This window comes from Actinoplanes sp. CA-142083, from assembly GCF_050942195.1.
Lineage (GTDB): Bacteria > Actinomycetota > Actinomycetes > Mycobacteriales > Micromonosporaceae > Actinoplanes.
In genome coordinates, this window is record NZ_CP192076.1 from 4,678,416 (window position 1) to 4,704,677 (window position 26,262).

At 71.5% G+C, this 26,262-nt stretch carries 24 protein-coding genes; 11 read left to right on the plus strand and 13 right to left on the minus strand.

Going from position 1 to position 26,262, the window contains the following annotated elements; translation table 11 throughout:
- The first annotated feature begins 63 nt into the window (after positions 1–63).
- Positions 64–294, plus strand: coding sequence for a hypothetical protein (locus tag ACQPZX_RS21410; RefSeq protein ID WP_433383460.1), 231 nt, complete (start codon positions 64–66; stop codon positions 292–294).
- On the opposite strand, the gene ACQPZX_RS21415 is transcribed toward ACQPZX_RS21410, so the two are convergent.
- Positions 284–1,048, minus strand: coding sequence for a hypothetical protein (locus ACQPZX_RS21415; protein WP_433383462.1), 765 nt, complete (start codon positions 1,046–1,048; stop codon positions 284–286). The genes ACQPZX_RS21410 and ACQPZX_RS21415 overlap by 11 nt on opposite strands.
- Before the next feature lie 136 nt (positions 1,049–1,184).
- Positions 1,185–2,084, minus strand: coding sequence for a LysR family transcriptional regulator (locus ACQPZX_RS21420; protein WP_433383463.1), 900 nt, complete (start codon positions 2,082–2,084; stop codon positions 1,185–1,187).
- Between the two features lie 95 nt (positions 2,085–2,179).
- On the opposite strand from ACQPZX_RS21420, the gene ACQPZX_RS21425 reads away from it, so the two are divergent.
- The 3 genes from ACQPZX_RS21425 (at position 2,180) to ACQPZX_RS21435 (ending at position 7,803) form a co-directional block, all read left to right on the plus strand.
- On the plus strand, positions 2,180–5,566 hold the full coding sequence (locus ACQPZX_RS21425) for a bifunctional proline dehydrogenase/L-glutamate gamma-semialdehyde dehydrogenase (RefSeq protein ID WP_433383465.1): 3,387 nt from the start codon (positions 2,180–2,182) through the stop codon (positions 5,564–5,566).
- A 32-nt stretch (positions 5,567–5,598) separates the two neighbouring features.
- Positions 5,599–7,527 (plus strand): ATP-binding protein, encoded by a 1,929-nt coding sequence (locus ACQPZX_RS21430; RefSeq protein WP_433383467.1) that lies wholly within the window; start codon positions 5,599–5,601, stop codon positions 7,525–7,527.
- 66 nt (positions 7,528–7,593) lie between these two features.
- The gene (locus ACQPZX_RS21435) at positions 7,594–7,803 is read left to right on the plus strand and encodes a DUF7489 domain-containing protein (protein WP_433383469.1); all 210 of its coding nucleotides are present in this window, start codon (positions 7,594–7,596) and stop codon (positions 7,801–7,803) included.
- 1 nt (position 7,804) lies between these two features.
- Here the strand turns inward: ACQPZX_RS21435 and ACQPZX_RS21440 are convergent, their stop codons facing one another.
- Both ACQPZX_RS21440 and ACQPZX_RS21445 read right to left on the minus strand, forming a co-directional pair.
- On the minus strand, positions 7,805–8,047 hold the full coding sequence (locus tag ACQPZX_RS21440; RefSeq protein WP_433383470.1) for a hypothetical protein: 243 nt from the start codon (positions 8,045–8,047) through the stop codon (positions 7,805–7,807).
- A 49-nt stretch (positions 8,048–8,096) separates the two neighbouring features.
- Entirely contained in the window at positions 8,097–8,570 is a 474-nt protein-coding gene (locus ACQPZX_RS21445) for a hypothetical protein (protein ID WP_433383472.1), read from the minus strand.
- Positions 8,571–8,878: 308 nt separating this feature from the next.
- On the opposite strand from ACQPZX_RS21445, the gene ACQPZX_RS21450 reads away from it, so the two are divergent.
- Complete coding sequence (locus tag ACQPZX_RS21450) at positions 8,879–11,371, plus strand: CHAT domain-containing protein (RefSeq protein WP_433383474.1); 2,493 nt, start codon at positions 8,879–8,881, stop codon at positions 11,369–11,371.
- Between the two features lie 11 nt (positions 11,372–11,382).
- Here ACQPZX_RS21450 and ACQPZX_RS21455 read toward each other — a convergent pair whose 3' ends face one another.
- The 3 genes from ACQPZX_RS21455 to ACQPZX_RS21465 all read right to left on the minus strand — a co-directional run bounded on the left by ACQPZX_RS21455 (position 11,383) and on the right by ACQPZX_RS21465 (position 14,956).
- A complete protein-coding gene (locus tag ACQPZX_RS21455) occupies positions 11,383–12,705 on the minus strand; it encodes an LGFP repeat-containing protein (RefSeq protein ID WP_433383476.1) in 1,323 nt (440 codons plus the stop codon).
- A 179-nt stretch (positions 12,706–12,884) separates the two neighbouring features.
- A complete protein-coding gene (locus tag ACQPZX_RS21460) occupies positions 12,885–13,646 on the minus strand; it encodes a metallophosphoesterase family protein (protein ID WP_433383478.1) in 762 nt (253 codons plus the stop codon).
- A complete protein-coding gene (locus ACQPZX_RS21465) occupies positions 13,643–14,956 on the minus strand; it encodes a diacylglycerol/lipid kinase family protein (protein WP_433383480.1) in 1,314 nt (437 codons plus the stop codon). The genes ACQPZX_RS21460 and ACQPZX_RS21465 overlap by 4 nt, the downstream gene beginning before the upstream one ends.
- 87 nt (positions 14,957–15,043) lie before the next feature.
- On the opposite strand from ACQPZX_RS21465, the gene ACQPZX_RS21470 reads away from it, so the two are divergent.
- Genes ACQPZX_RS21470 through ACQPZX_RS21485 form a run of 4 tightly spaced genes read left to right on the plus strand, consistent with a single transcriptional unit; the run spans position 15,044 to position 17,454 of the window.
- Positions 15,044–15,484: a DUF7144 family membrane protein gene (locus ACQPZX_RS21470; RefSeq protein ID WP_433383482.1), complete on the plus strand. Its 441-nt coding sequence runs from the start codon at positions 15,044–15,046 to the stop codon at positions 15,482–15,484.
- 16 nt (positions 15,485–15,500) lie between these two features.
- On the plus strand, positions 15,501–16,109 hold the full coding sequence (locus ACQPZX_RS21475; RefSeq protein WP_433383483.1) for an RraA family protein: 609 nt from the start codon (positions 15,501–15,503) through the stop codon (positions 16,107–16,109).
- Positions 16,106–17,044, plus strand: coding sequence for a phosphoglycerate dehydrogenase (locus ACQPZX_RS21480; RefSeq protein ID WP_433383485.1), 939 nt, complete (start codon positions 16,106–16,108; stop codon positions 17,042–17,044). The genes ACQPZX_RS21475 and ACQPZX_RS21480 overlap by 4 nt, the downstream gene beginning before the upstream one ends.
- A gap of 29 nt (positions 17,045–17,073) precedes the next feature.
- On the plus strand, positions 17,074–17,454 hold the full coding sequence (locus ACQPZX_RS21485; RefSeq protein WP_433383487.1) for a PPOX class F420-dependent oxidoreductase: 381 nt from the start codon (positions 17,074–17,076) through the stop codon (positions 17,452–17,454).
- A gap of 15 nt (positions 17,455–17,469) precedes the next feature.
- On the opposite strand, the gene ACQPZX_RS21490 is transcribed toward ACQPZX_RS21485, so the two are convergent.
- Positions 17,470–17,982, minus strand: a complete 513-nt coding sequence (locus ACQPZX_RS21490) for an ester cyclase (protein ID WP_433383489.1) — start codon at positions 17,980–17,982, stop codon at positions 17,470–17,472.
- 64 nt (positions 17,983–18,046) lie between these two features.
- Here ACQPZX_RS21490 and ACQPZX_RS21495 point away from each other — a divergent pair, with 64 nt between their 5' ends.
- On the plus strand, positions 18,047–18,673 hold the full coding sequence (locus ACQPZX_RS21495; protein WP_433383491.1) for a TetR/AcrR family transcriptional regulator: 627 nt from the start codon (positions 18,047–18,049) through the stop codon (positions 18,671–18,673).
- Between the two features lie 8 nt (positions 18,674–18,681).
- Here ACQPZX_RS21495 and ACQPZX_RS21500 read toward each other — a convergent pair whose 3' ends face one another.
- From ACQPZX_RS21500 to ACQPZX_RS21520, 5 genes are all read right to left on the minus strand, one after another.
- A complete protein-coding gene (locus ACQPZX_RS21500) occupies positions 18,682–19,233 on the minus strand; it encodes a DinB family protein (protein ID WP_433383493.1) in 552 nt (183 codons plus the stop codon).
- Positions 19,230–19,793: a SigE family RNA polymerase sigma factor gene (locus ACQPZX_RS21505; RefSeq protein ID WP_433383495.1), complete on the minus strand. Its 564-nt coding sequence runs from the start codon at positions 19,791–19,793 to the stop codon at positions 19,230–19,232. The genes ACQPZX_RS21500 and ACQPZX_RS21505 overlap by 4 nt, the downstream gene beginning before the upstream one ends.
- A complete protein-coding gene (locus ACQPZX_RS21510) occupies positions 19,790–20,914 on the minus strand; it encodes a hypothetical protein (protein ID WP_433383497.1) in 1,125 nt (374 codons plus the stop codon). Before ACQPZX_RS21510 ends, ACQPZX_RS21505 begins: the two co-directional genes overlap by 4 nt.
- Positions 20,915–21,074: 160 nt before the next feature.
- On the minus strand, positions 21,075–22,301 hold the full coding sequence (locus ACQPZX_RS21515; protein ID WP_433383498.1) for a hypothetical protein: 1,227 nt from the start codon (positions 22,299–22,301) through the stop codon (positions 21,075–21,077).
- A 43-nt stretch (positions 22,302–22,344) separates the two neighbouring features.
- Positions 22,345–22,947, minus strand: a complete 603-nt coding sequence (locus ACQPZX_RS21520) for a hypothetical protein (protein WP_433383500.1) — start codon at positions 22,945–22,947, stop codon at positions 22,345–22,347.
- Positions 22,948–23,140: 193 nt separating this feature from the next.
- Here ACQPZX_RS21520 and ACQPZX_RS21525 point away from each other — a divergent pair, with 193 nt between their 5' ends.
- Positions 23,141–26,224, plus strand: coding sequence for a BTAD domain-containing putative transcriptional regulator (locus tag ACQPZX_RS21525; RefSeq protein WP_433383501.1), 3,084 nt, complete (start codon positions 23,141–23,143; stop codon positions 26,222–26,224).
- Positions 26,225–26,262 lie beyond the last annotated feature (38 nt).

Here is a 26,262-nt window from a genome sequence, read left to right on the forward strand (position 1 = left end):
CCTACCGAATTCGCACGACGGTTACGGGCATTGATGCTCGCTCGCCGTCGCTCCTTGGACAGTGTGGCACGACGGAGCAAGGACGCGGGGACGCCTATCTCCCGCGCGACCGTGCACAATTTGATCACCGGCGGCGGTGTTCCACGCCGGGAAACTCTGCTCGGGTTCCTGCGCGGCTGCGGCGTGCCGCCGCGCGAGCAGATCCGCTGGCTGACCAAGCTGGACGAGGTCTACCCCGACGCCCGCCGCGGCATCGCGCCACGACGGGCGCCGGAGCGCCGGCTCACTGTTTGAGCGCGTCCACCTTCGCCTGGAGCTCGGCCAGGTCCTCGAGGATCTGGCCGTAGACCCCCTTCGGCGGCACGGGGTCGCCGCCCCGCGTGTTCCCGCGCATGCCCAGCGCCCACATGTCGGCCGTGACGTCGGCTAGGTTGCGCAGGTAGGTGGGGGCATCCGCGGTCTGCGTCCCCGGAAGCCTGTAGTCGATCAGGACCTCCTTGGCGATCTCGCCGAGCTTCGCGTCGATGGCTGCCTTGGTCTGCGCCGCGATCGTGCTGGTGATCCAGGCCTTGTCGGCTGCGGTCAGTGCCACGGGGATGTCCTCCAGGTGCCAGGAGGCCGTCGAGGCCTCGAGCGATGTCGTGTACGAAGCGGAGAAGTGCGCGTGCTCGGTGTGCGGCGACGCTCCGGTGTAGGTCTTCTGCACCCAGTCCGAACTGGCCGACCAGATGCGCCGGTTGTAGATGATGTAGCGCAGCCGTTTCTCGGCGCCGGACCGGCACCGTCCGAGCAGGAACTGCACGACCTTCTCCATGGTCAGGTCGCTCTCGCGCAGGTTGTTGTCGACGTCGATCGCGTGGACCTCGTTGATGTGGTCCGCGTCGTGGATCGGCACCGAGCCGGTCTCGTCGGGGTTGTGGTCGGAGACCGTGTTCTGATGCGCGGTGTCGCCGATCGAGCCGTCCGAGGCGCGGTCGCGTGCCGGTGCGACCCGGTCGAAATCGGCGAAGAGCGCCTTCAGGCAGGGTATGAGCACCCAGTCCGCCATCGGTTGCCTTCCTTTTAGGGCCTTCCACGGGCCGGACTGATCGTCACCTGTATGTACGTTCCCCACCCACCGTCCGGATGGGCAAGCAACCATCCGTCGTTCGGGGCATGTGACGTCTACCCCATATCGAAAAGTACTAGGCCCGAGTTGCGGCGGCTTCCTCCAATGTGTCCCGGAATGCCCGGGCGGCCGGCGAGGCCGCGCCGGCGAGCCGCTGCGCCGTGAAGATCGTGCGGCGGGGGAGTCCGGGCAGGCCGAGCAGCCGGCAGGAGGTGTCGCGCCCGGCCCAGACCAGGTCGGGGATCAGCGCCACCGCGTTGCCCGACTCGACCAGCCGGATGTGCGCCTGCAGGTCGGCGGTCTCGTAGCGGACGTCGGGCTCGAAGCCGGTGCTCCGGCACAGCTGCTCGGCGAAGTGCCGGGACGCGGCCCCGCGCGGCTCCATCACCCACGGCATGCCGCGGGCCTCCGACAGCGAGGCGACCGGGTGCAGGGCGGCCTCCACCGCGGGCAGGGCCAGGCGGATCGCGTCCTCGGTGAGGGGCCGCCGGTCGAGGCCGGGATGGTGTGGGGCGGCGTGCGCCGGGTACTGCTCGGCAATGACCATGTCGAAGTCGCGGGCCCAGGTCTCGCGGAGCGCCTCCTCCGGCTCCCGCTGGACCATTTCGACCCGTACGTCGGGATAGCGCGCGGCCATGGCGCGCAACGTGGCCGGCATCAGGGCGAGGGCCGCCGACTGGAAGACGGCGACCCGCACGCGGCCGCTCACCACGCTCAGCGAGGCCTGCAGCCGGGCCTCGGCCCGCTCGACCGTGTCGAGCACCTCGCCGGCCGACGCGACCAGCACCTCGGCCTGCGGGGTGAGCTGCACCCGGCGCCCGGCCTTGCGCAGCAGCGTCATGCCGGTCTCCTTCTCCAGGAGGCTGAGCTGCTGCGACACCGCCGACGGGGAGAAGTTGAGCGCCTCGGCGACGGCCGCGATCGTGCCGCGGATCGCCAGCTCGCGCAGGAGCACCAAGCGCCGGATTTCCAGCATTTCCCGACCTCCGAGACAACTATTAAGTAGATCTGAACGGTACTCGTCAAGAACCATCGCTTTTCCTTAACCAGACACGGACGGACACTGGCGCCATGACCGATCTCGCGATGCCCGCCGACACCGACCTCGCCCAGGAGGCGGTCGCCCTCGTCCGCCGCTGGCTGCACGAGGCCTCCGGCGTGAAGGTGACCGGTTCGGCCGCGCAACTCGCCGGCCTGCTGCGCGACCCCAAGGGCCTGGCGTTCGCGGTCGGCTTCGTGGACGGCGTCGTGCGGCCCGAGGACCTCAAGGTCAGCGCCCGCGCGCTGCACGCCCTCGCCCCCGACGTGCCGCGCTTCCTGCCCGCGCCGCTGCGCGCGGCCGTACGCGTCGGCGGCGCCATGGCCCCGGTCATGCCCGGCGTGGTCGTCCCGGTCGCCCGCCGCGTGCTCCGCCACATGGTCGGTCACCTGGTCGTCGACGCCACCGACGCGCGCCTCGGCAAGGCCATCGCCCGGATCCGCCGCCGCGACGTGCGGCTCAACGTCAACCTGCTGGGCGAGGCGGTGCTCGGCCGCGGGGAGGCCGCGCGGCGGCTGCGCGAGACCGAGCGGCTGCTCTCCCGCGACGACGTCGACTACGTTTCGATCAAGGTGTCGGCCGCCGTCGAGCCGCACAATCCGTGGGCCTTCGACGAAGCTGTGGACGATATCGTCGACCGGCTCACCCCGCTCTTCCGCCTGGCCGCCGACAAAGGCGGCAAGTTCGTCAACCTGGACATGGAGGAGTACAAGGACCTCGACCTCACCATCGCGGTCTTCACCCGCCTCCTCGACGACCCCTCGCTGACCGGCCTGGAAGCCGGGATCGTGCTGCAGGCGTACCTGCCGGACGCCCTCGCCGCGATGATCCGCCTGCAGGAGTGGGCCGCCCGCCGGCGCGCCCGCGGCGGCGCCGGCATCAAGGTGCGCCTGGTCAAGGGCGCCAACCTGCCGATGGAGCGGGTCGAGTCGGCCGTGCACGGCTGGCCCCTGGCGACCTGGGAGAGCAAGCAGGCCACCGACACCAACTACAAGCGGGTCCTCGACTACGCGCTGCAGCCCGAGCGGGTGGAGAACGTGCGCATCGGGGTCGCCGGTCACAACCTCTTCGACATCGCCTACGCCTGGCTGCTCGCGGGCCGTCGCGGCGTGCGCGAGGGCATCGAGTTCGAGATGCTTCTCGGCATGGCCGAAGGCCAGGCCGAGGTGGTCCGGCGCGAGGTGGGTGGGTTGTTGCTTTACACGCCTGTCGTACGCCCGGAGCAGTTCGATGTCGCGATCGCGTACCTGATCCGGCGCCTCGAGGAGGGCGCGAGCCAGGACAACTTCATGTCCGCCGTCTTCGAGCTCGACTCCGACGCCGGGCTCTTCGCGCGGGAGCAGGAGCGGTTCCTGGCCTCCCTGCGCGATCTCGACGCCGAGGTGCCCGCCTCGAACCGTGTCATCGACCGTTTCGCGGCCGTCTCCCAACCCGGACCTGGGCGTTTCGAGAACACGCCTGACACGGATCCCGCCGTCTCCGCCAACCGGGCCTGGATGCGGGACCTGCTCACCCGGGCGCCCTCGTCGACGATCGGCGTCGCCACCATCGAGGCCGCGCGCGTGGACGACCCCGCCGAGCTCGACGCCTTGCTGGAGGGCGCGGTCGCGGCCGCCGAAGCATGGCACGCGCTGAGCGGCGCCGAGCGCGGGGCGATCCTGCACCGGGCCGGCGAGGCGATCGAGGCCCGCCGCGCCGAGCTCATCGAGGTGATGGCGGCGGAGGCCGGCAAGACCGCCGACCAGGCCGACCCCGAGGTCTCCGAGGCCGCCGACTTCGCCCACTACTACGGCGAGCTCGCCTTCGGCCTCGACCGGACCGACGGCGCCACGCCCGTCCCCGCCCGGCTCACCCTGGTCACCCCGCCGTGGAACTTCCCGGTCGCCATCCCTGCCGGCTCGGTGCTCGCGGCGCTCGCCGCCGGCTCGCCCGTCGTGATCAAGCCGGCCGGCCCGGCCGAGCGCTGCGGCGCGGTCCTCGCCGACATCATCCGCCCGGTGCTGCCCGACCCGCGCCTGCTCACGCTCGTGCAGGTCGAGGAGCAGAAGCTGGGCCGCGAGCTGATCAGCCACCCGCTGGTCGAGCGGGTCATCCTCACCGGCGCCTACGAGACGGCCGAGCTGTTCCGCTCGTTCCGCCCCGACCTGCCGCTGCTCGCCGAGACCAGCGGCAAGAACGCCATCATCGTCACCCCCAGCGCCGACCTCGACCTGGCCGTCAAGGACGTCGTCGCGTCGGCGTTCGGCCACGCCGGCCAGAAGTGCTCGGCCGCCTCGCTGGTCGTGCTGGTCGGCTCGGTGGCCAAGTCTTCGCGGTTCCGGACCCAGCTGCTCGACGCGGCGTCGTCGCTGACCGTGGGCTACCCCGGCGACCCGCGCACCCAGGTCGGCCCGGTCATCGAGCCCGCCGCCGGCAAGCTGCTCACCGGGCTCACTTCACTCGGCGAGGGCGAGAGCTGGCTGCTCGAGCCGCGCAAGCTCGACGACGAGGGCCGCCTGTGGACCCCCGGCATCCGCGACGGCGTCCGGCGCGGATCCGAGTACCACCGCACCGAGTACTTCGGCCCGATCCTCGGCGTGATGACCGCGAGCACCCTGGACGAGGCGATCGACCTGGTCAACGAGGTCGACTACGGCCTCACCTCGGGGCTGCACTCGCTCGACCCGGCCGAGGTGCGGCGCTGGCTCGACCGGGTGCAGGCCGGCAACCTGTACGTGAACCGCGGCATCACCGGCGCCATCGTGCGGCGGCAGCCGTTCGGCGGGTGGAAGCGCTCGGCCGTCGGGCCCGGCACCAAGGCCGGCGGCCCCAACTACCTGGCCGGCCTGACCGGCTGGCAGCCCTCGACGGCCGCCGCCGGCGCGGAGATCGACTCCACGGCCGTCCGGTCGCTGCTCGCCGCCGCCCGGTCGGTCCTGGTCGACTCGGAGATGTCCGGCGTCGAGCGGGCCGCCGCGAGCGACGCGGCCGCGTGGCGTGACCACTTCCAGGCGTCCGACGTGTCCGGGCTGTGGGCCGAGCGAAACGTGCTGCGCTACCTGCCGCAGCCCGTCGAGGTCCGGCTGGCTGCGGGCGCGCCGGTGGCCTCGCTGGTCCGGGTCCTCGCCGCCGGCATCCTGGCCGGCGCGCCGCTGCGCGTCTCGACCGGCACGCCGCTGCCCGAGTCGCTGGCCGCCGCGATTCCCGCGGAGATCCGCGTGGAGGGCGACACGACCTGGGCGTCCGGTCTGACTTCTTCACGCGTACGCCTCATCGGCGGCTCCACGGTGATCCCGTCCAATCCGGATCTCACCGTGTGGTCGCACCCGGTCACCGAGGCCGGCCGGGTCGAGCTGCTGCCGTTCCTGCACGAGCAGGCGGTCAGCATCACCGCGCACCGCTTCGGCAACCCCGATCGGCTCGCCTCCTCGGTGTTGTAGACGAGGCCCTAGAATGCGGGCGGGGACTATGAATGCCGCCGACCCGGGTCGCTGACCTTCTCGACCTCGCCCGCGCTCGCTCCTTCGTCGGGCGAGAGTCCGAGCTGGCCACGTTCGGCGAGCTGCTCGGGACCGGTGGCGTGCTTTTCCTGTACGGGCCGGGTGGCATCGGAAAATCGAGCACGCTGCACCAGTTCCAGCGGCGGGCGCGCAGCTCCGGCCGTACGATAGACGCCCTCGACGGCCGCGAGATCGATCCCTCACCGGAAGCCTTCCGTTCGGCCCTCGGGCCGGCCTCGGTCCTGCTGATCGACGGATATGAGCACCTCGCGACGCTCGACGACTGGCTGCGGCGCGAGTTCCTGCCCTCGCGCGCCGAGACCGACGTGGTGGTCCTCGCCGGACGGACGGCGCCCGCCGCGGCCTGGCGCACCGACCCCGGCTGGCGCAGTCTCACCACGATCCGGCGGCTCGACCCGCTCGGGCCCGGCGAGAGTGTCGAGCTGCTCGCCCGCGCCGGAGTGCCGGTTCCGCTGCGGGAGAGCCTGGTCGAGCTCGGCCGCGGGCATCCCCTCGCGATGGCGCTGCTCGCCGACGCCGCGCTGACCGGCACGGTGCCCCGCTCGCTCGCCGACGTGCCCGAACTCATCACCGAGCTGCTCGAATGCCTCGTGCGCGAGCCACCCACCGACGCGCACGCGACCGGCCTCGCCACCTGCGCCACGGCCTGGCTGACCACCGAGGACCTGCTGCGCGACACCGTCGGACCGGACGCGCCGGCGGTGTGGGAGTGGCTGTGCCGGCGGCCCTTCATCACCTGCGGGCCGCGCGGGCTGCGGCCGCACGAGCTGGCCCGGGACGTGCTCGACGCGTCGTTCGAGCGGCGCTCGCCGGACCGCTACCGCGAGCTGCACCGGATCATCCACGACCACACGGTCGCCGGGATCCGGGCCGCGACCGGGCCGGATCGGCAGCTGCGCGCGCAGCACCTGCTCTACCTGCATCGGCGCAGCCCGATGACGACCGCCTATCACCAGCTGCGCTCGTCGAATGTGCCGGTCGCGCTGGTGCCCGGCACACCTGACGATCACGCGGCGGTCGTCGCTTCGTCGGAACCGTTCGCGGCGGAGTGGCTGGCCGTGCAGCCGTCCGCCTTGAGCGTCGTGCGTGGCGAGAGCGGGCTGCTCGCGTACATCATGCATCTGCTCTTGCCCTTTGAAGGGTCCCTCGCCGAGCGGGATCCGGTTACCCGCACCGCGCTCGCGCACGCGTCGCTGCGGCCGGGGGAGCGGATCGGGGTCGCCCGGTTCCTGGCCGGCCGGGACGGCAGCCAGAGCGATCTGTACGCGGTGCTGGCCGGCTCGGTGTCCTCGATCATCGAGTGGGTGGTGCCCGGCAAGGCCTGCTCCTACGTGACCGTGACCGATCCGGTGTTCTGGCAGCCGATGTTCGACTATCTGGCCTTCACCCGGGACTTCGAGGTGACCGTCGACGGCGTGTCGCACATCGGGTTCGGGATGGACTGGCGCCGCCTGCGGGTCGACGACTGGCTCGACCTGATGAACGAGCGCGAGCACTCCGGCGGGACCGGGCCGCCGCCGGCGTCGCTGCTCCGGCCGCCGCCGCTCGACCAGGCGGCCTTCGCCACCGCCGTACGGAACGCGTTGCACGACCTCCCGCGCGCCTCCGCCGGACCGCTCGCGGGCACCGCGCTCGGTCCCGACCCGCGCGCGGCGATCATTTCGGCCATCGGGACGCTCGGAGCTTCGCCCAAGGGCGGGCCGCTGCAAGCCGTCCTCAACCGCACCTACCTGAAGGGCGCACCGAGTCAGGAGGCGGCGGCTTCGGTGCTCGGACTACCGTTCAGCACTTATCGGCGGCACCTGGCCAAGGCGGTCGACAGCCTGATCGCGCTGCTCTGGGCCGCGGAAACCGGCCAGGACCCGGCCGCCTCCTCCTAAAGTCGTAGGCCAAGGATCCGCCTTGTTTCCGACGCTCCCGGCGCCACCGCTTCGTACCGTGGGGATATGACGACAACACCTGGTGAGGCCTGGAGCGGGACGGTCGTGAAGAAGTCCCGTGCATTGCTCGACGGCTCGAACCTCTACCGCCGCCTCAAGGTCAAACTTGACGACGGAACCCAGCGGGACGTGAAGGTCGAGCGTGATCTGTGGAAGGAGCTCGAGGTCGGCGACCGCCTCGTGAAGCCGGCCGGCGAGAACCCGCGCCGCGCCTGACCTACGTCAGGTCCGACAGGGGCACGTCCGGCCCCACGGTTTCGAGGCCGGCTTCGAGCTCCTCGCGCACGCCCTCGACGGTGTCGTCGTGGCCGAGCACCTCGGGGACATCGTTGCTGTTCTCGAACTGGTCGAGCATGTCGTAGGCCTCGCCGAGAGTCGACGCACCCATCTCGTACGCCCAGCGCAGCGTGTTCAGGGCGGCGGCGGAAGGGGCGAAATCCTCATCCCAGGGATTGCTCACCAGCCACATCCAACCATGCCCGTCCGGCGTACCCCCAGAGGATGACGCTTTACCAGTCCTGCCAGCTCGTGTCGTGGGGATCGGCGCGTGGTTCGGGATCAATTGCTTTCGGGTAACTTGGGGATCTCGTGCTTTGCCCGATCCAGGGCGGAAGATCGACCTCCGGAGCGGCAGGCCGGCCGAGGTTACCGCCACCCGTCAGCCGATAATCGTCGAAGGCGGCCGTCGAATTGGCCGCGTTCCACAATATCCCCTGAATCAGCCAGGAGACCGCGCCGACAATCGCCAGCTCGTACGACCAGAAGACAAAGGCCAGGATGAGCAACAAGGTCGATGTGGCACCCCAAAGAAGCAGCGTGCCTTTGTGGCGGTACCACAACCTGGCATACAGCCGCCCCGACTGCTCTTGAGCCCACGTCAGCACCAGGCCGAACGCGAGGAAGCCCACCACGAGGCCAACAACCACGACGACGCCCGTCGCGCGCTGCGATTCGCCGGACGCCAACAAGATCGCTTGCAGCATTTTTTGGCTCCCGTCGCCTGCCGGGTTCCCGGGTGTCGGTAAAGCGGCGCAAAAGAAATCGGGAACGTTTGACGTGTTATACGACATCGCCCGCGCAATACCGGCCATCCGCCGTTGGTCCGGCTTGGACCATCCGATCATCCACGCGTTCAACTGTCATATGCCTTGCGATTCAAGAGGACTGTGCGATGGAGTGTCCGAAGGGTTTATGTTTCGGACACCGTCCTGACGCGAACTCGTGAGTCCGCGGAGACGCTCGCCCAGCTCGACTGCCGAAGGAGTTGACCGCGTTGGCCGAGGTGATTCCGTTGATCGTCGGGTCCGAGCCGGTGAAGCGGGTGGCGATCGTGAGCAAGGGGCGCTCGCCGTCGGTCGCGGTGGTCTACTCGACCCGCGACGGTGACCTCGAGGTGCTCGACGGCGGCAAGCCGATGCGCTGGTCGGACAGCATGTTCACGAAGTACCGGCGGCGCTACGAGGTGGACATCAGCGACCACCACCTGACCGTGCGGTTCGACGAGCAGCCGTTGCCCACGCAGGACGACATCTACCACTTCCACGCCGAGATCAGCGTGGCGTTCCGGGTGACGAATCCGGCCGAGGTGGTGCGGCGCAACGTCACCGACGCGGCCGCGCTGGTCCGCGGGCATCTGCTGACCGCGTGCCGGCCGATCACCCGGATGTACTCGATCCAGGAGGCCGAGGAGGCCGAGGCCGCGGTCCACGAGCGGTTCCGCAACGACGCGCTGATCTACGGCGGGATCACCATCCACGCGGTGAACGCGCGGCTGTCGCTGGACGAGGCCGGCCGGGCGTGGCTGCAGGAGATCCAGCAGGTCGACCGGGACGAGCAGGTCAAGACCGTCAAGCACCAGAGCAGCGTGCGCGACGTCAACCGGGAGAACGAGATCAGCCTGCTGCGCCAGGGTGGCGAGCACACCCGGCAGGACCGGGAGCGGCTGCGGCTGGCCGGCCGGGCGATGGACACCGCGACGATGATCGCGCTGCATCTGGAGCGCAATCCGGGGGACACGCTGGGCGCGGCGAAGATGGCGGCCGAGCTGGAGGAGGCGGAACGCGCCGAGCGGGTTCGCAAGGACGAGCAGGCGCAGGAGCTGATCAACGGCCTCGCCGCGGCCGGGCACCTCACCCACACCGACGTGCAGGCGCTGCTGGACGCGAACCTGCGCCGGCTGGAACGCCCGGCCAACGGCCTGGCTCGTGCGGAGGTCGCGGAGGGCTCGTCGACAAGCGAAGTCGCGTCAGCGCCGGAGTCCTCCGGCGGCGAGCTGACAGCCGAACGCGGCAGCCCTCAGGCACACAGTGACAACGACAGCGACGCCGGGGACGACGGCTTGAGGCGGTACCTGATCGGCGAGGCGCCCACGTGGGTCCGGGTGGGCGGCGAGTTCAGCCTGGTGGCGCGGATTGTGGTGGATCGGCCTGACCGCGAGGTAGTGGCGGTGCCTACGAGGGCGCTGACCGTCGGACCGGATGGCGTTGACGTTGTCCTGCTGGTGTGGGTGGATTCCGGTCTAGCCGCGCCGGAGAAGCTGCAGGAGACCGTCAGGGTGCCGTACCGGGGTGGGTCCGAGCCGGTGCGGTTCCCGCTGCGGGCGGTTCGGGAAGGGCTCTCGAGCATTCGGCTCTCCGCGTGGGCCGGGGGAACCCTTCTTGCCGAGCTCGAACTGGAGATATCGGTGGGGAGTCGGCTCGTCGACGGGAGGAGCCAGCGCCGGACCACGCCGATCGACCACCTGCACGGCGAACCCGGCGAGCTCACGATGCAGGTGGACTTCGACGGCGCCCGCTATTCGTTTCAGATCATTTCACGCAGCTTTGTCTCCAAGCCCGAAGTGGCTCACGCACTTACGGAGTCGCCCGGCGTGGCGGTCGAGCGCACCGTCGAGATGCTTCGCCGCTTCGCCGCGTCGGGCGCGGGTTATGGGGCCGCGAGCCCGTACAGTCCGGCGAACGCTCACCGATGGGTGGAAGAGACCGGCATCGGGCTGTGGCGGGATCTCGTGCCCGGTCCGATCAAGGATGCGTTCTGGGACCTCCGCCAGGAAATCGATACGTTCACCATCGCCTGCGCCGACGATCGAGTGCCATGGGAGTTGTTGTACCCGTTGTCACGTACCGAAGACCACGGCTTCCTTGCCCAGCAGTTTCCGGTCATCCGCCGGGTCTTCGGGCAGTACTCCTCGCCGTGGTTCTCGCTCCGCAACCCCCAGTTCGTCGTACCGCCGCGGTCACCTGGCAACGCCGACGCGGAGGTCGCCCGGCTCCGGGAGATCCTGCGTCACCCGTCCGCCGGCGTGATAAGCCGGCTGGACGAGCTACTCGGATTGATCGACAGCGGCGCGGCCGCCGGTATGCTGCACTTCGTCTGCCACAACACGTTCTCAGTGGAGAACGGCGGTTCGGCGATCGCGATGGAAGGCGGACCATTCGTCCCGGAGTTCCTGGGCCGGGCTCGGACACGCGGGTCGCTGCGCGGCCACCGTCCACTGGTGTTCGTCAACGCGTGCCGCAGTGCGGGTTCGGCGCCCCAGTACACCCGGATGATGGGCTGGGCAAGCGAGTTCATGAATGCCGGAGCCGGCGCGTTCGTCGGCACGCTTTGGCCGGTGAACAGTGACCGGGCAGCCGCCTTCGCCGAAGTCTTTTACGCGGAACTCGCCGCGGGCGCACCGCTGGGCCGGGCAGCGATGCGAGCGCGGGTGGAAACCGAGAACGCGGGGGACCCGACGTGGCTCGCTTACTCGGTCTACGGCGACTCGGCCGCCATCGCAGCCTGAGAGTGCGAGCGTCAGAAGCGGGGCACTGTGTTGAGGTACAGGGTCGCGCCCTTGCGCGGACTCCACTTGATCTTTGCGAGCACGTAGGTCGGCGACGACGTATTGGTGATCGTGGCTATCGGCATGAAGTCCTGCTGGCGGCCGCCGGCCACGGACGGGTCGGCGTACTCGTCGGAGGTGGGGAAGCCGACGGACTTGTTCTCGAAGCCCCACTTTGCCCACGCGGCGCGGATCTCGCCGTGCACCTCGTGGGCGCCGGTTCGTGGCGTCCAGTAGATGTCGCCGCCCTGGAAGTGGGCGCCGCGGCCGATGCCACCGCCGGCCGAGTACTCGTCGGAGGTCGGGAAGCGCAGGAAACCGTTTTCCCAGCCGAACGAGGCGTACTTGTCGCGGATCGAGCCGTGTACCTCGTGAGCGCCGGTGGCGGCGGACCAGTAGATGTCGCCGTTGGCGAAGTGCTGGCCCCGGCCCTTGCCGCCGCCCGCGGAGAACTCTTCCGAGGTCGGCATGCCTATCACGCTGTTCTGCCAGCCCATCCGGGCCCAGGCGTCGCGGATCGCGCCGTGGATCTCGTGGACGCCGGTGGCGCCCGAGTAGTAGATGGAGCCGTTCTGGAAGTGCTCGCCGTAGCGGCCGGTGCCCAGGTAGAAGACGTCGCTGGTGGGGAAGCCGTCGGCGCTGTTCTCCCAGCCCAGGCTCGCCCATTTGTCCTTGATGACGCCGCTGGTCTGGTGTGCCCCGGTGGACGGCGACCAGTAGATGGAGGAGTTGTTGCGCTCGAAGTGATTGAAGGCGCCGACCTTCTTCGGTGTCGGCGATTCGCTGGTCAGCGGGAATCCGAATTCGAAGAATCCGCCGTTCGAGTGATATTTGGCGTTGATGGATCCGCGGATCTCGTGCCAGTTGGGATCGCCGCTCTTTTTCGCCACCGTCGCGTTGGCGAATTCCGCGTAGTCGCCGTTGACGATGTACGCCGTCGTGTATTTGCCGAGCGCGAGCACCTGTTGGGTGGGCTGCCCGCCGCAGGTGTTCATCCAATTCCGCGGGAATCCGGGCGGCGACGGGTCCTGTACGCGGGTGGTGGTGAACCGGACGTAGCGCCGGTACACGTGGTCGCCGAACCGCAGCTCACCCACGTAGTGCTGAACTTCCGTCTTGCCGGTCTTCAGGTTCGCGTGCACGTAGTCGGTGGTGAGGCAGGCCGGCGGCCCGGGGTTCCACGCCTGGGTCACGTCGGTCGAATCGGCGCTCGCGGGCGTGGCCGTGGCCAGTGCCCCGGCGGTCGCGACGGTCGTCAGAACCGCGATACCCGCGGCCCGCCAAGTTCGATTCATTTGGAAGCCTTCCCCGTTTCTGCCGGGGAGCCACGCTAACGCAAACGGCGATGCCGGGCGTCGCCCGTATGGTGGACGCGTGCGGGCTCTTCGAGGTGCTAAGAATGGGCGACGCCGACGGGATGAATCGGCCAGACGGCCCGTTCGTGTGCGATAGAGCGGAAAACGCGGGATGGCTTTCAGCCGACGTGACGCGGGTGGCGGACGACCCGGCCCGTATGCCACGTGCCCGGCTCGCCCTCGAACCGTTCGTGCACCTCGATCGCGTCCCGGGTGATGCGCAACATCGTCCAGGAGCGGGGAATGTCGCGCACCCGGTAACTGGTGGCGGTGCCCGCGATCACGACCAGCGGCCCGTGCCGGGACCGGCGCACCGACGGGACGTGCGTATGGCCGGCCAGCACGAGATCGACCCGCGCCGCGTGCACAGCCCGCGCCAGCCGCGCCCGTCCCACCAGGCGCGCGAGGCCGCCCGCGAACGGTGGGTGGTGCAGTGCGAGCACCCGTACGGAATGGGGCGAAGCCGAACCCATCACGTGCCGCAACGTCACCGTCTGGGCGCGAGTCACGCGGCCGCTCTTCCACCGCCACCACGGCATGCTGTTGATGCCCAGGGCCGTCAGGCCCGGCAACCGGGCGACCGGGGTGTCGTCGCCGATCCAGCGGCGGTACCGGGCGTAGGGCGCCGTCACGCGCAGCGGGCTGAACAGGGGCACGTCGTGGTTGCCGGGGACGACCAGGCGGGGGAGCGGCAGCTTGTCGAGGAGCTCGGCGGCCTCGAGGAACTCGCGCGGACGCGCCCGCATGGTGTGGTCGCCGGTGACGATCGTCAGGTCGGGGTGGAACGCCGCCACCTCGTCGGCGATGGACGCGACGGACTCGGGGACGTGGGCTCCCAGGTGCAGGTCCGACAGGTGGGCGATGATCAGGGGTGCGCTCATCCGCGGCCCAGGGCCAGGTGGCGCAGGCGCGTCCAGTCGAGCTCGGGGGGCGGGGCGGGCACGCCGGGGCGGCGGCGGGGGACGCGGACGCGCAGGGCGCCGGGCGAGATGGTGCAGCGGATCGGCGTGGGCATGATCAGTGCCTCGCCGTCGACGCCCACCGGCAGCGAGCCGGTGTCGGAGTCGATCTCGATGGTGCTGCTGCTCGTGCGGGTGATGGTGCCGGGCCGGCCGCCGAAGAGCAGGCTGGCCGCGTCGGCCGCGCCGCGCACGTGGACGGCCAGCAGGCCCAGCTCGCCGCCGTCCATGCTGTAGCGGCGGCCCAGCCCGGCCACGTCGTCCAGGCCGTACGGATTGTTGCTGACCAGGACGGCCTGCGGGCCCAGCAGGGCGAGCGAGCCGGCGGTCACCCGCAGCACCGGGCCCTGGTGGCCGGTGAGCAGGTCGGGCAGCAGCTCGAGGGTGGTGCCGGTCTTGTCGTCGCGGTAGGCGGGGCTCTGCACGATGGTGGCGTAGGCGCCGAACGACGCGTTGTTCACGAAGACGCGATCGCCTACGCGGCCCAGGTCGATGCGCAGTTCCACGCCGTTGTCGAGGGCGTCCAGGCCGGTGGACGGGTCGGCGCGGTCCAGGCCCAGATCCATGGCGAAGTGGTTGCGGGTGCCGGCGGAGATGACCATGAAGGGCACGCCGCTCTCCGCGGCCACCGCGGCGACCAGGGCCTGGGTGCCGTCGCCGCCCGCCACGCCCAGCAGGTCGGCGCCGTCGGCCACGGCCTGGCGGGCCACGGCGGCCACGTCCACCTCGCCGCCGCTGCCGTCCAGCAGGAACACCGTGGCGCCGAGCTTGCGGGCCCGCGAATCGAGCTCGAAGCGAGCGACCTTCCCGCCGCCGGAGCGCGGGTTCATGATCAGGAAGGGCCGCGACGGCGGTGGGGTGTCGAACTCCTCCGGCTTGTGGTGGTGCGCGTGCCTCAGCGCCGCCCGTCCGGCGGCGACCATCCCGGCCAGGATCAGGACGAAGAGCACGACAAGCCAGATCAAGGACGCTCTCGCGTACGAGATGAGCACCGTGACCGGAGCAGCGACCGCAACCACCGCGCTCAGCCATCGCATCACCCCGCGGTGGGTGAGGAACCACCATCCCGCCGCCAGCATGACCGACATGCCGATCACCGAGACCAGCAGCAACCCGATGCTGGCCCGGATGCCGGCGCCGGCCAGCGCCAGCAGGACAGCCGCCAGGGCGGCGATGAACGTGAGACGGGCGAGCCAGCGCCGCCCGGCGGGCACGGAGCCGAGGTCAACCATCACCGCAGCCTGACCCCCGCTCCGCCATACCGGCATCATCCGCCGCGGATGGCGCGCCCGCACGCGGCGGCGCCGCACGATGGCACCATGTCCACGCAGAGCAGCTACGCCACCGAACGGCCGGGGCGCCCGGGCTCCGCGCCGGGGATGACCGGATGGGTGGGCATCCTCGCGTTCGCCGGGATCATGATGGTCCTGCTCGGGCTCTTCCACGTCATCGAGGGGATCGTGTCCCTCGCCGACGACAGTTTCTACAAGGAGCGGGCGGCCGAGCTGGCCCTCGGGATCAGTTACACGGCGTGGGGCTGGATCCACGTCGTGGTCGGGGTGATCGCCGTCGCCGCCGGCACCGGGATCTTCCTGGGCATGATGTGGGCGCGGGTCACGGGCGTGCTGATCTGCGTGGTCAGCGCGTTCTCCAGCATGCTCTTCCTGCCGGCGTACCCGGTATGGTCCACCATCCTGATCGCCGTCGACGTGCTGGTGATCTACGCCCTCGTGGTGCACGGGCGCGAGGTCCGTGGTTGACCGGTAGGTTGGCCGCATGGCCGATCTACCCACGACCACGCTCGCCGACGTGCTCGACCGGCGGCAGGTGATGGAGGCCGCGATCCGGCCGCTCTGGTCGCCCACGCCCCGGATCGCCGGGCCGGCGTTCACGGTGCGCTGCCCGCCGGGCGACAACCTGATGCTGCACGCGGCCATCTACCGGGCCGAGCCGGGCTCGGTGATCGTGGTGGAGTCGGGCGACCTGGATTACGCGCTCGCGGGCGGCAACGTGTGCGCGGTGGCGCAGCGCAACGGCGTCGCCGGGTTCGTGCTGGACGGGTTGATCCGTGACATCGACGAGATCCGGGAGATGGGTTTCCCGGTGTGGGGGCGCGGCGTCATTCCCATCCCGGGCGGAAAGGCGGCGGCGCTTCCGCTCAACGTGCCGATCCGCTGCGGCGGGGTGGCGGTGCAGGCGGGCGACTTCGTGGTCGCCGACGGGGACGGCGTCGTCGTGGTGCCTTCGGCTTCGGTGCCGGAGGCTTTGGCGGCCGCCGAGGCGAAACTCCAGGCGGACGCGGCGCTGACGCTGGACGAGTGGGAGCAGGCCCACCGCGCCAAGATCGACGGGCTGCTCGAGGCATGGCAGGGTGGGCAGGCATGAAGGTTCTGCTGCCGGACAACGTCGATCTCTCGGATCTGACCCTGCCCGAGGGCGTCGTCTACGCGGTCGACGAACCGATCCCCGAGGAGCACACCGACGCCGAGGTGCTGGTCGTGTGGGGCAACCCGGAATCGCAGCTGCGCGACGCCGCCGCCCGGATGAAGCGGTTGCGGTGGGTGCAGACGCTCGCGGCCGGTCCCGACGTGGTGCTCGCCGCCGGTTTCGCGCCCGGCGTTCTGGTGACCTCGGGCCGTGGCCTGCACGATCGCACGGTCGCCGAGCACACGCTCGCGCTGGTGCTGGCGGCCGCGCGGCGTCTCAACCTGATGGCGCGGGCGCAGATCGGGCATCGGTGGGCGGGCGAGCTGGGTGGGAACCAACCGCTGCGTGATCGCGACAATTTCCGTACGGTCCGGGACGCGCACATCGTGATCTGGGGGTTCGGGAGCATCGCGGCCGCGGTGTCGCCCCTGCTCATCGCCCTCGGCGCCCGGGTGACCGGGGTCGCGCGGACGGCCGGCACCCGCAACGGCGTGGAGGTGGTCACCGAGGCCGACTTCCCCACGCTGCTGCCCACCGCCGACGTCCTCATCTCGATCCTGCCGGCCACCCCTTCGACGCGGCACGCCTTCAACTCGTCGCTGGCCGCGCTGCTGCCCCGGCACGCCTGGTTCGTCAACGTCGGGCGGGGCGCCACGGTGGACGAGACCGCGCTCGTGAACGCGATCCGGTCGGGTTCGCTGGCGGGCGCGGCCCTCGACGTCACCGAGGTCGAGCCGCTGCCGGCCTCGTCGCCGCTGTGGGACGAGCCGAACATCATCATCTCGCCCCACGCGGCGGGCGGGCGGCCGCTCGGCGCTCCTTCGCTGATCCTGTCGAACCTGGCCGCGCTCCGGGACGGCCGTCCGTTGCGGAACCTGGTCTCCACAGCCTGATCCCAGGTCGCAGCATCTAAAGTCGCAGCATGACCGTGCCCGCGGAGATCGCCGCCAGCAAGCAGATCAGCCTGACCACCTACCGCAAGGACGGCACGCCGGTCGCCACGCCCGTCTGGCACGTCGCCGAGGGCGACAAGCTGACGACCGTCTCGGTGGCGGACGCCTGGAAGGTCAAGCGCCTCCGCCGCAATCCCCACGTCGAGGTCGTGGCCTGCGACCTCCGCGGCCGGGTCCGGCCGGGCGCCCAGGCGGTGAAGGGCACGGCCGTGGTGCTGCCGCCCTCCGAGACCGAGAGCGCGCGGCGGCTGATGGAGAGCCGCTACGTGACCGCGCGCATCGGCGGATGGTTCGTGCGGACGCTCCACATCCGCCGCCCGGACGCCGTCGGCATCGTCGTGACTCTCTAGTCCTACGCTCTAGTCCTACGCTCTCGCGCGGCGGGCCTGCCTCTTGGCCCGGGCCATCCGCCACAGGAACGCCGGGGAGGGCGGCACCCAGCCCAGCTGGGTGGCCAGGCCGAGGTCGTCCCGGTTGGCCCAGTGCTCGACGACCTGCCCGTCCGCCATCCGGAACCAATGGCTCTGGGTGATCGCGAACGTGCGCCCGGTCGGCGGGAACGCCTGGGCCACCTCGCCGCGCTCGTCGTAGGACACGAACGGCCCGACCTGGCGCCCCGACATGGTGCAGTGCACGGCGATCACGTCGCCGTCGGCCACCGTGTCGTGGACGTCGAAGCGCAGGTCCGCGAAGGCGGCCCGCAGCCAGTGGGCGGTGGCCACGAACGCCTCCGGACCCTGGCCTCGGCAGGCCGGCGGCTCGTCCTTCGCCTCCCGGTTGGTCGCCTCCGGGTGCACGATCTCCTTGAGTTCGTCCAGGTCACCGGAAGCCATGATCGTCATGGAGCGGACGCAGACGTCGCTGTCGATGGTTCGCATGGGTGCCTCCTCGAGAGTTTTCAGGTACAGTCGAGAAGTATTCAATACGGTGGGACGGTACTCAATGGCTCGTCGCGTTTACGACAACACCCGCCGCGCCGAGCAGGCGCGCCTCACCCGCCGCCGCGTCCTGGAGGCGGCCCGTGCGCTGCTGGTCGAGCACGGCTCCGCGGCGGTCACCGTGCGCGACGTGGCCACGCACGCGGGCGTCTCGGTCGAGACCGTCTACAAGACGTTCGGCACCAAGGCGGCCCTGATCAAAGACGTGTACGACGTCACCCTCGCCGGCGACGACGAGCCCATCCCGATGATCGACCGTCCCGAGATCCAGGCGGTCTTCGCCGCTTCCACGCCCGCCGGCAAGCTCGCCAGCTACGCCTCCGCCGCCCGCCGGGTGGGCGAGCGCGTCGGCCCATTGCTCGCCAAGCTCCACGGCGGCGACCCCGACCTCGCTGGCTTCCGCGAGACCACCAACCAGGAGCGCCTGATCGGCGCCGGCGCCATCGTGGGCCACCTGGCGGAAACGGGCGGCCTGCGCGCCGGCGTCGAGCCCGGCCGGGCCCGCGACATCGTCTGGACGCTCATCGCGCCCGAGGTCTACGAGCTGCTGGTGGGGGAGCGGGGCTGGTCACCCGACGAGTACGAGCAGTGGCTGGCCCGGGCGCTCGCCGACGCCCTGGCCGCGCGCTGACTCCGGCGCTAGTGGCTTGAGTGGCCGTAGAGGTCGCGCAGAACTCCGATCTCGCCGCCGTGGTGCATGACCTCCCGGTTTATGTGGACGATCAGCGCGGCCATCGGATCCTTGGCGAAGAAGCCGCCCTTGGGACCCAGCGGGCGGGCCAGGCCCTGGTCGTCGAGCGCGGCGATGTTGTCGTGCCATTCGCGGTAGCTGTCCTCGAGGAAGCGGACGCCGTCGGCCGCGGTGCCGGGGATCTCGGCGGGCCAGTGCACGAGATCGAACATGTCGGCGTCGCTTCCGGGGGTGCGGAAGAACGTGCTGGTGCGCGTCGACATGGCGGTCGCGGTGTGCACGATCCGCCAGGCGATCGTCGTGAACGGCGCCGGCGTCGGGTGCTGCTGGTAGCCGTCGTACGTGAAGCCGCCCTTGCCGTCGGGGTGGACGCTCCAGCACCCCTCGACGGGCTCCCAGAGGTACTCCTCATCGGTGAGCCCGTCGAGCCGCGGGCGCAGGTGGGCGTCCCAGTAGAACTCGAGCTGCCCGACGATCAGCGGGCCCCAGTCAACCGTCACCCGGTCAGCATATGGTCCTCGAGCAGGTCCGCGAGCGGTCCATCGGAGCGGCGCAGGCTGGCGATCGCCCGGCTGGCGCGGCTCTTGACCGTGCCCGTGGAGCAGCTCAGCTGGGCCGCGATCTCCTGCTCGGAGAGCCCCGCCCAGTAGCGCAGCACCAGCACGATCCGCTGACCGGCGGGCAGCGCGCGCAGCGCGGCCAGCACCAGCTCGGCGGTGTCGCTGTGCGCGTACGCGTCACCGCCGGCCGCCCGGTCGGGCAGCACCGCCGCCGGCACCTCCCGCCGCCACAGCCGCCGGCCGGCGCGCCACGCCGCGCGCACCATCACCTGCCGGGTGTACGCCTCCGGATCGCCGTGCGGGTGCAGCCGCCGCCACGCCCGGTACGTCTTGACCAGCGCCTCCTGCGTCAGGTCCTCGCCGTTGCCCCGGTCGCCGGTGAGCAGCGTGCCGTAGCGGACCAGCGCGGGATAGCGCGCCGTCACGAAGTCCCCGAATTCGTTCACCGGCTCCCGATCCTTCACCGGCTCCCGATCCTTCATCGGCTCCCGATCGTTCACCGGCTCAGCCCGAACAGGCGCTTCAGGTCGTTCACGGCGCCGTCGCTGAGCCGTACCCGCCCGCCGAACGAGGAGACCGCCTCCTGGCAGTCGCCGCCGAGGGAGATGACCACGGTCGTCCGCTTGCCCGCCTCGATCTCCATCTTCGCGCGCCACTCCTGGAGTTCCTCTTTCGGCGGCGGCGACGAGACGACAATCGACGGCGGTGCCGAAGGGCTGAACTCGAGCCGCACAGTCCGCTGCGCGCCGTTCGCGCATGCCGCGTCGTCGTCCACCACCCTCTGCTGGCGGCGCAGCAGCTTCAACGCGTCACCGATCTTCTTCGGTTCCTTGGTGAAGCCGAAGTTGGCCCGCGACTCCGCCGTCGTGGCGCCCTGCACGGTCATTTCCGCCACCACGGCGGTCCGGGGCAGCACGAGGGCGCCACCGCTGGCCGGCCCGGTCCGGATGGACTCGAGTCTCTGCCGTGCCACCTTGCCCTCTTCCCGCAGCACGAGGGTCATCATCGACCAGGGAACGGAGATGGTCTCGTAGAAGGACCGACCGGGTGCCGTCGGCAGCGGCTGCATGCCCTCGCTGTCGAGGCCCTCTATCAGCCAGGCCGGCTCCCCACCCGGCAGCGTGAACGACACCGGCGTCGTGAGCACGTCCATGCCGCCCGTCGCCGCCGACGGGAACTGCACCAGATACCCGCTCGGGTTGCGGTTCCGGGTGGGGTGCACCTCCAATGCCCCGATGCAGTTCGGCTCGTTCGAGTCGACCTTGAAGATCACGATCGTCCGGGCCTCGGGACCGCACGGCTTACCCGAATCCGGGGTGATCACCCGCCAGCCCGCCGGGATCGGTATCCGCATCGAGCCCGCCACCACCACGTCGCCGTCCACGTACGGCGTCGGCGGCTCGGTGGCCTGCTCCTCGGCGGTCGGCGCCGGCGTGCCGTGCCCCACCAGCCGCTGCGCCGCCACCAGCCCGCCCCCGGCCAGCACGACGGCCAGCGTCGTCGCCAGCACCTGCCGCCGGCGCCGCGCCCGGCCGCGCCGCACCACCGCCCCGACCGGATCCCCGATGCTCGGCTCGATGCCCGCCACGGCGTCGTCCAGCAACTCCCTGATGCGTTCCATGCCCTCCCAAAGACATCGGCCGCCCGAAGGGTTCCGTCCCGGCCGCACGATACATTGGCCGCCATGGCTGGGGAGGTCGTCGCCGCCGTGGAGCTCGACGAGCTGCGCGGCGCTTTCCTGGAACGCGTCCGGGAAGCGCTGGTTTAGGAAAGCACTTGGGTCAGGGACGTCGCGGTCGCAGGCCCCACGTGTAGCTGAGCGTCGTGAGCGCGCCGAGCAGCACCCACCAGCCACTGATGCCGCCGCCTTGCCACACGAGCGCGAGCGTGGCCGTGGCCAGGAACATCACCACCGCGATCGCCCCGTTGAGCAGCCGCTGCCACAGCGTCCGGGCACCGGCGAACTCCGACCGGATCGCCGCCATCGTTGTCATCTGCGGTGTGTGCGCAGCCGCCGGGAGGGTCGCCGCCCACGCGACGAGCGAGGCGGTGGTGGCACGTCCGACTCCCACCTCCGGCAGCCCGAGCAGGCCGAGAAGCGACGCGAGCGCGTCCGGGGGCGCGAGGTCCGTGCGGCGCAGCAGGCCGATCACCGCAAGAGCCTGATCCGGTACGCCGAAGTCAGCCGCCAGAGCACGCCCCGCCGCCGCCGTCGACTCGGGCGTGATCGGCGCCGGCCCGCCACCCCACTGGTGCCCGGCGATCCGCTTGGACCCGTGCACCACCACGAACCCGGCCACCTCGGCGGACCACCAGCACGCCACCGCCGGATGCCGCCCCGCCAGCGCAAGCGCCGCATTGGCCGGCGGCGTCTGACGCCCTTCGCCGTCCCAGAAATACAACGTCCACTGTGGCGAGACCGGAACGGTCCAGGCGGACTGCCCGGTCAACCCAGCATCGGCCCGCGCTGACGGCCCGGCCAGCACAACGCCCGTGCTCGGCGACGGCACCGGCCACAACGAGCCCCCAGGCGACGGCACAGCAGAGCCCGGTGGCGCGGGCACAGGAGACGGCGCCGTCAGGCCTGACGGCGCCGCGAGGTCTGGCGTCGTGGAGGTCGGCGTCGCAGGGGCCGCCTTCGTAGGCGCGGCCAAGAGGCCGATCGGCACGCCGAGCGCGCGGCAGGCGTCGGCGAGCCGGGTCCGCTCGGTGTAGCGCGGATCCGAGTGGGTGAGCGCCTGCCGCAACAGCCCCGCACCGTTCGGCAGCGTGGCCGCCTCGAAACCCGACGCCGACGAGCCGTCCGGCGAGTAGGTCACGACGCGCAGGTCGGGCTCGAAGCTCAGCGCGCACGCGAAGGCGCGGGCCGGTCCGCCGATCTCGCCCGGGTCGCGGTCGAGGCGCGACCACCCGTCGTAGGACGCGATGACGGCCGACGCGGCGGCAGGGCCGCAGAGCCGGGCGATCCGGTGCGGGGTGGCGCGCACCGCGAAGAAGGAGTCGATCACGTCAGATCCGAGCTCGCGGTCGCTGGCGGAGAGTCAGTCACGGTCAGGCCCGGGCGAACAGCCGGTGCCACACGCCGCCGTGCGTGGCGGCGTCGACGCGATGGGCGTCGTGCAGGCCGGGCTCGTCGTTGTCGAGCAGGGACCTCCCGACCGCGATGTCGGGCAGGTCGAAGACCCCGCACAGCCGGCGCAGCAGGTCGGGCAGCGGGATCCGCTGCTCGCCCGGCACCGGGTCGTTGCGGACCATCGCCAGCGCCGGCCCCGCTTCGGCCTGCCCGTAGCGGGCGGCAAGCTCGTTGCAGTAGGCGTCCCACTCCTGCCGTTCGGCGAGGTAGCGCGCCGGCTCCGAAGCCGGTTCCCAGCCGGCCGCCCATTGCAGGGACAGCTCTCCTTCGTCGTCGAGGAGCACCGCCTCCGCGAGCTCCTCGTCGCAGAGCAGCAGCCACGCCGGCGTCCCGGTGTGCCGAACCAGGGCGCGAGCGGGCTTGGCGAGCCGGCTGGTCGACGAGTACGCGCGCCCCGGCGGATCGAACAGCACGATGACCCCGAGCGGGTCGGCAACGACGTAACCACCCGTGCGCCCGGCACTGACGGCGTCGGTCACCGACCCCGCCGCGGCCTTCGTCACCAGCGCATACGTCGACATGGTCCGGGGAGTGTAGCGGACCCATCCACCAACTTCACCGCCCGCCACCCGCACCCCCGCCGCCGACGCCATCGCCGACGCGATCATGATGAGTTCGCGCGCGCAGCGAGCCCCGATTCATCACGCCCGTCGCGCGTCCAGCACCCGGGAATGGGCTTCCTGGCCGCCGGCCGCACCCCTCTACGCTGGCGGTATGCGATTTCGCCTGCTCGGCCCGCTCGAGTGCCGCGATCCCGGCGGCGCGGTGGTCGAGATAGGCGGGGCCAAGCCGCGCGCCCTGCTCGCGCTGCTGCTGAGCGAGGCCGGTCGCGTGGTGAGCGTCGACCGCGTGGCGGCCACCCTGTGGGGCGATGCGCCGCCGCCGGCCGCAACGGCGACCATTCAGTCGTACATCTCTCAGCTTCGCCGTGCCCTCGGCGCGGATCTGATCGTCACCCGCTCGCCCGGCTATCTGGCAGTGGTCGAGGCAACCGACCTGGACCTGACCCGCCTGCCCGCCCTGGTCGACGAGGCCGCGGAGGCCGAGCCGCTCACCGCCGCCCGCCTGCTCACCGAGGCGGTGGAGCTGTGGCGCGGCGACCCGCTGACCGACCTGCCCGAGGACGACGCCCGGGTGACGGCCGAGCGCACCCGCCTGACCGAGCTGCACCTGCTGGCCCGCCAGCGCCGCGCCGCCGCCTGGACCCGGATGGGCCGCGCCGCCGAGGCGGTGGCCGAGCTGGAACGGCTGGTCGCCGAGCACCCGCTGCGCGAGGGCCTGTGGGCGGCCCTGATCGAGGCGCTGTTCGCGGCCGGCCGGCAGGCTGACGCGCTGGCGGCCTTCCAGCGCTGCCGCCGGATCCTCGCCGACGAGTTGGGCATCGACCCCGGGCCGGAGCTGCGCAAGCTAGAAATGTCCATCTTGCGCCAGGAAGACGGCATAGAACCGGATAAAGCCCTCCTCGGACGGCAGCCCGAAGTCGACCGCATCCGGGCGGCACTGGGCGACGCCACGAGAGGGAACGGCGGGGTGATAGTCCTCGAGGGCGAGGCCGGGATCGGCAAGACCACCCTGGCCGAGGCGGCGGCGACCATGGCGGGCGCGCAAGGCTGGCGCCCACTGTGGAGCCGCTGCGCCGACGCCCCCGGCGTCCCGCCGCTGTGGCCCTGGCTGCAGGTGCTGGAGCGGCTCGACGGCGGCGGCCTGCGCTCGGCCGAGGGCGACGACCCCGAGCTCACCACCTTCGCCCTGTTCCAGGAGCTGCGCCGTCGCCTGTCCGCCAGCGCGGCGCCGCTGCTGGTCGTCCTCGACGACGTCCAGGCCGCCGACGCCACCTCGCTGAGCCTGCTCACCCTCCTGGCCCGCCACCTCGACGGCTTGCGCCTGCTGCTGGTCATCACCGTCCGCACGCTGGGCGAGCAGCTCCCACCCGAGGTCGTCGACTGCCTGGCCGCCCTCGCCCGCGAACCCCGGGCCCAGCGCCTGACCCTGACCGGTCTCACCGAGGCCGACCTGCGCGAGCTGGTCGGCGACGACGAGGTGGCCCGGGTCGTGCACGAGCGCACCGACGGCAACCCGTTCTTCGCGGGCGAGCTGGTCGAGCTGATGCGGGCGGGCGACGACGCGTTGCCGCCGAGCGTGCGCGACGTCCTCGACCGGCGGCTGGCGAGACTGCCGCAGGAGACGCGGGCTCTGCTCGACGCCGCCGCGGTGATCGGCCGCGATGCCGGGCTCGCGCTGCTGCAGGCCGCCGTGGACAAGAGCGCCGAGGAGGTGCTCACCCACCTGGAACCGGCCGTGGCGGCCCGCGTGCTGCGCTTCGACGAGACCGCGTGGAGCTGGCGGTTCAGCCACGCGCTCATCCAGGAGACGCTGCTCGCCGGGCTCGGGCGGTTGGACGCGGCCCGGCTCCACGCGCGGATAGCGCGGGTGGTGACCGACGTCGACCGCCTGGCCCATCACTATTTCCACGCGGTGCCGATCACTGGCGCGGAGCCGGCCGTGCGCTATGCGAAGGATGCCGCCGCGGCCGCCCGCGAGCAGCACGCGCACGCGGAGGCGGCCGCGCACACCCGCCGGGCGCTGGCGCTGACCGGCGCAGCCGACGCGGGGGAGCGGCATCGCCTGCTGGTCGCGCTCGGCGACGACCTGCTGCGTACCGGGCGCCTCGACGAGACCCGCGAAGTGGTGGCCGAGGCGATCGCGGTGGCGCGGCGGCTGGGCGACCCGGAGAGGCTGGCCGAGGCGGCCAGCGTCTGGGGCGGGGTGACGCTGTGGAACTGGCGCAGCTACGGCGAAGTCGACGAGCCGATGGTGGCGCTGCTCGAGGAACTGGCCGAGGGCGGCGACCCCGCGCTGCAGGCGAAGCTGCTGGGCACCCTCGGCGCCGAGCTCGCCTACAGCGACCGCCACGCCGACCGGGTCGCCTACGCCGAGCGGGCCGTCGCGCTCGCCCGCGAGATCGGCGACCCCGCGCTGCTGGGCCGCACGCTCAACAACTACCAGGCGGCCACCTGGGGCCTCCCGGACAAGCCGGAGCGCTGGCTGGAGTCGCTGGCCGAGTCGCTGTCGTTGGCCGGGCGCGGGCTGCCGGTGCGGCACGAGTTCTTCGCCCGGATGCACCGCGGGCCGCTGCGGTTGCACCTCGGCGACCCGGCCGGCTTCGTCGAGGACCTGACCGCCGCCACCCGGCTCGCCGCGCGGCTGACCGGGCCGGACGTGCAGCCGCACGTGTTCTACCAGCAGGCCGCGGTGCACATGCTGGCCGGCCGCTGGGACGAGGCCGAGCGGCTGGCGACGCAGGCCGACGAGCGCTACCGGGGCACCAACCTGTGGGGCGCGCAGATGTGCCGGGCGCTGCACGCGTTCACGTTCCGGCGCCGCGATGGCCGGATCGGCGAGGCGGTGCCGACGATCGCGGACGCGGCGCGCGAGCTGAACGTGCCGATGCTGCACGGGCTGGCGGCGGTAGCGGCGGCCGAGGCCGGCGACCCGGCGGAGGCGAGGAGGATGCTGCGCCGCCTGCCGTCGCGCTACGTGGCCGACTGGACCAGCGACACGTACCCCGTAGTTCTCGCCTGGGCCGCCCTCGCGCTCGGCGATGACCTCACGGAGGCGTACGAGAAACTCTTGATCTTTGAAGGTCGTCAGATCGTCGTGGGCACCGCGACGGCCTGGTGGGGCCCCTACGACCGGCTGCTCGCCGACCTCGCGGAGGCCGCCGGCGAGCCGGAGAGGGCCGCGAAACACCAGGTCAGGGCCGATGAGCTCGACGAGCTTGTAGCGCGCACCGGGTGAACTCAAGCATTCCGCAAGGCCGGCCTACAGCCGTCCGC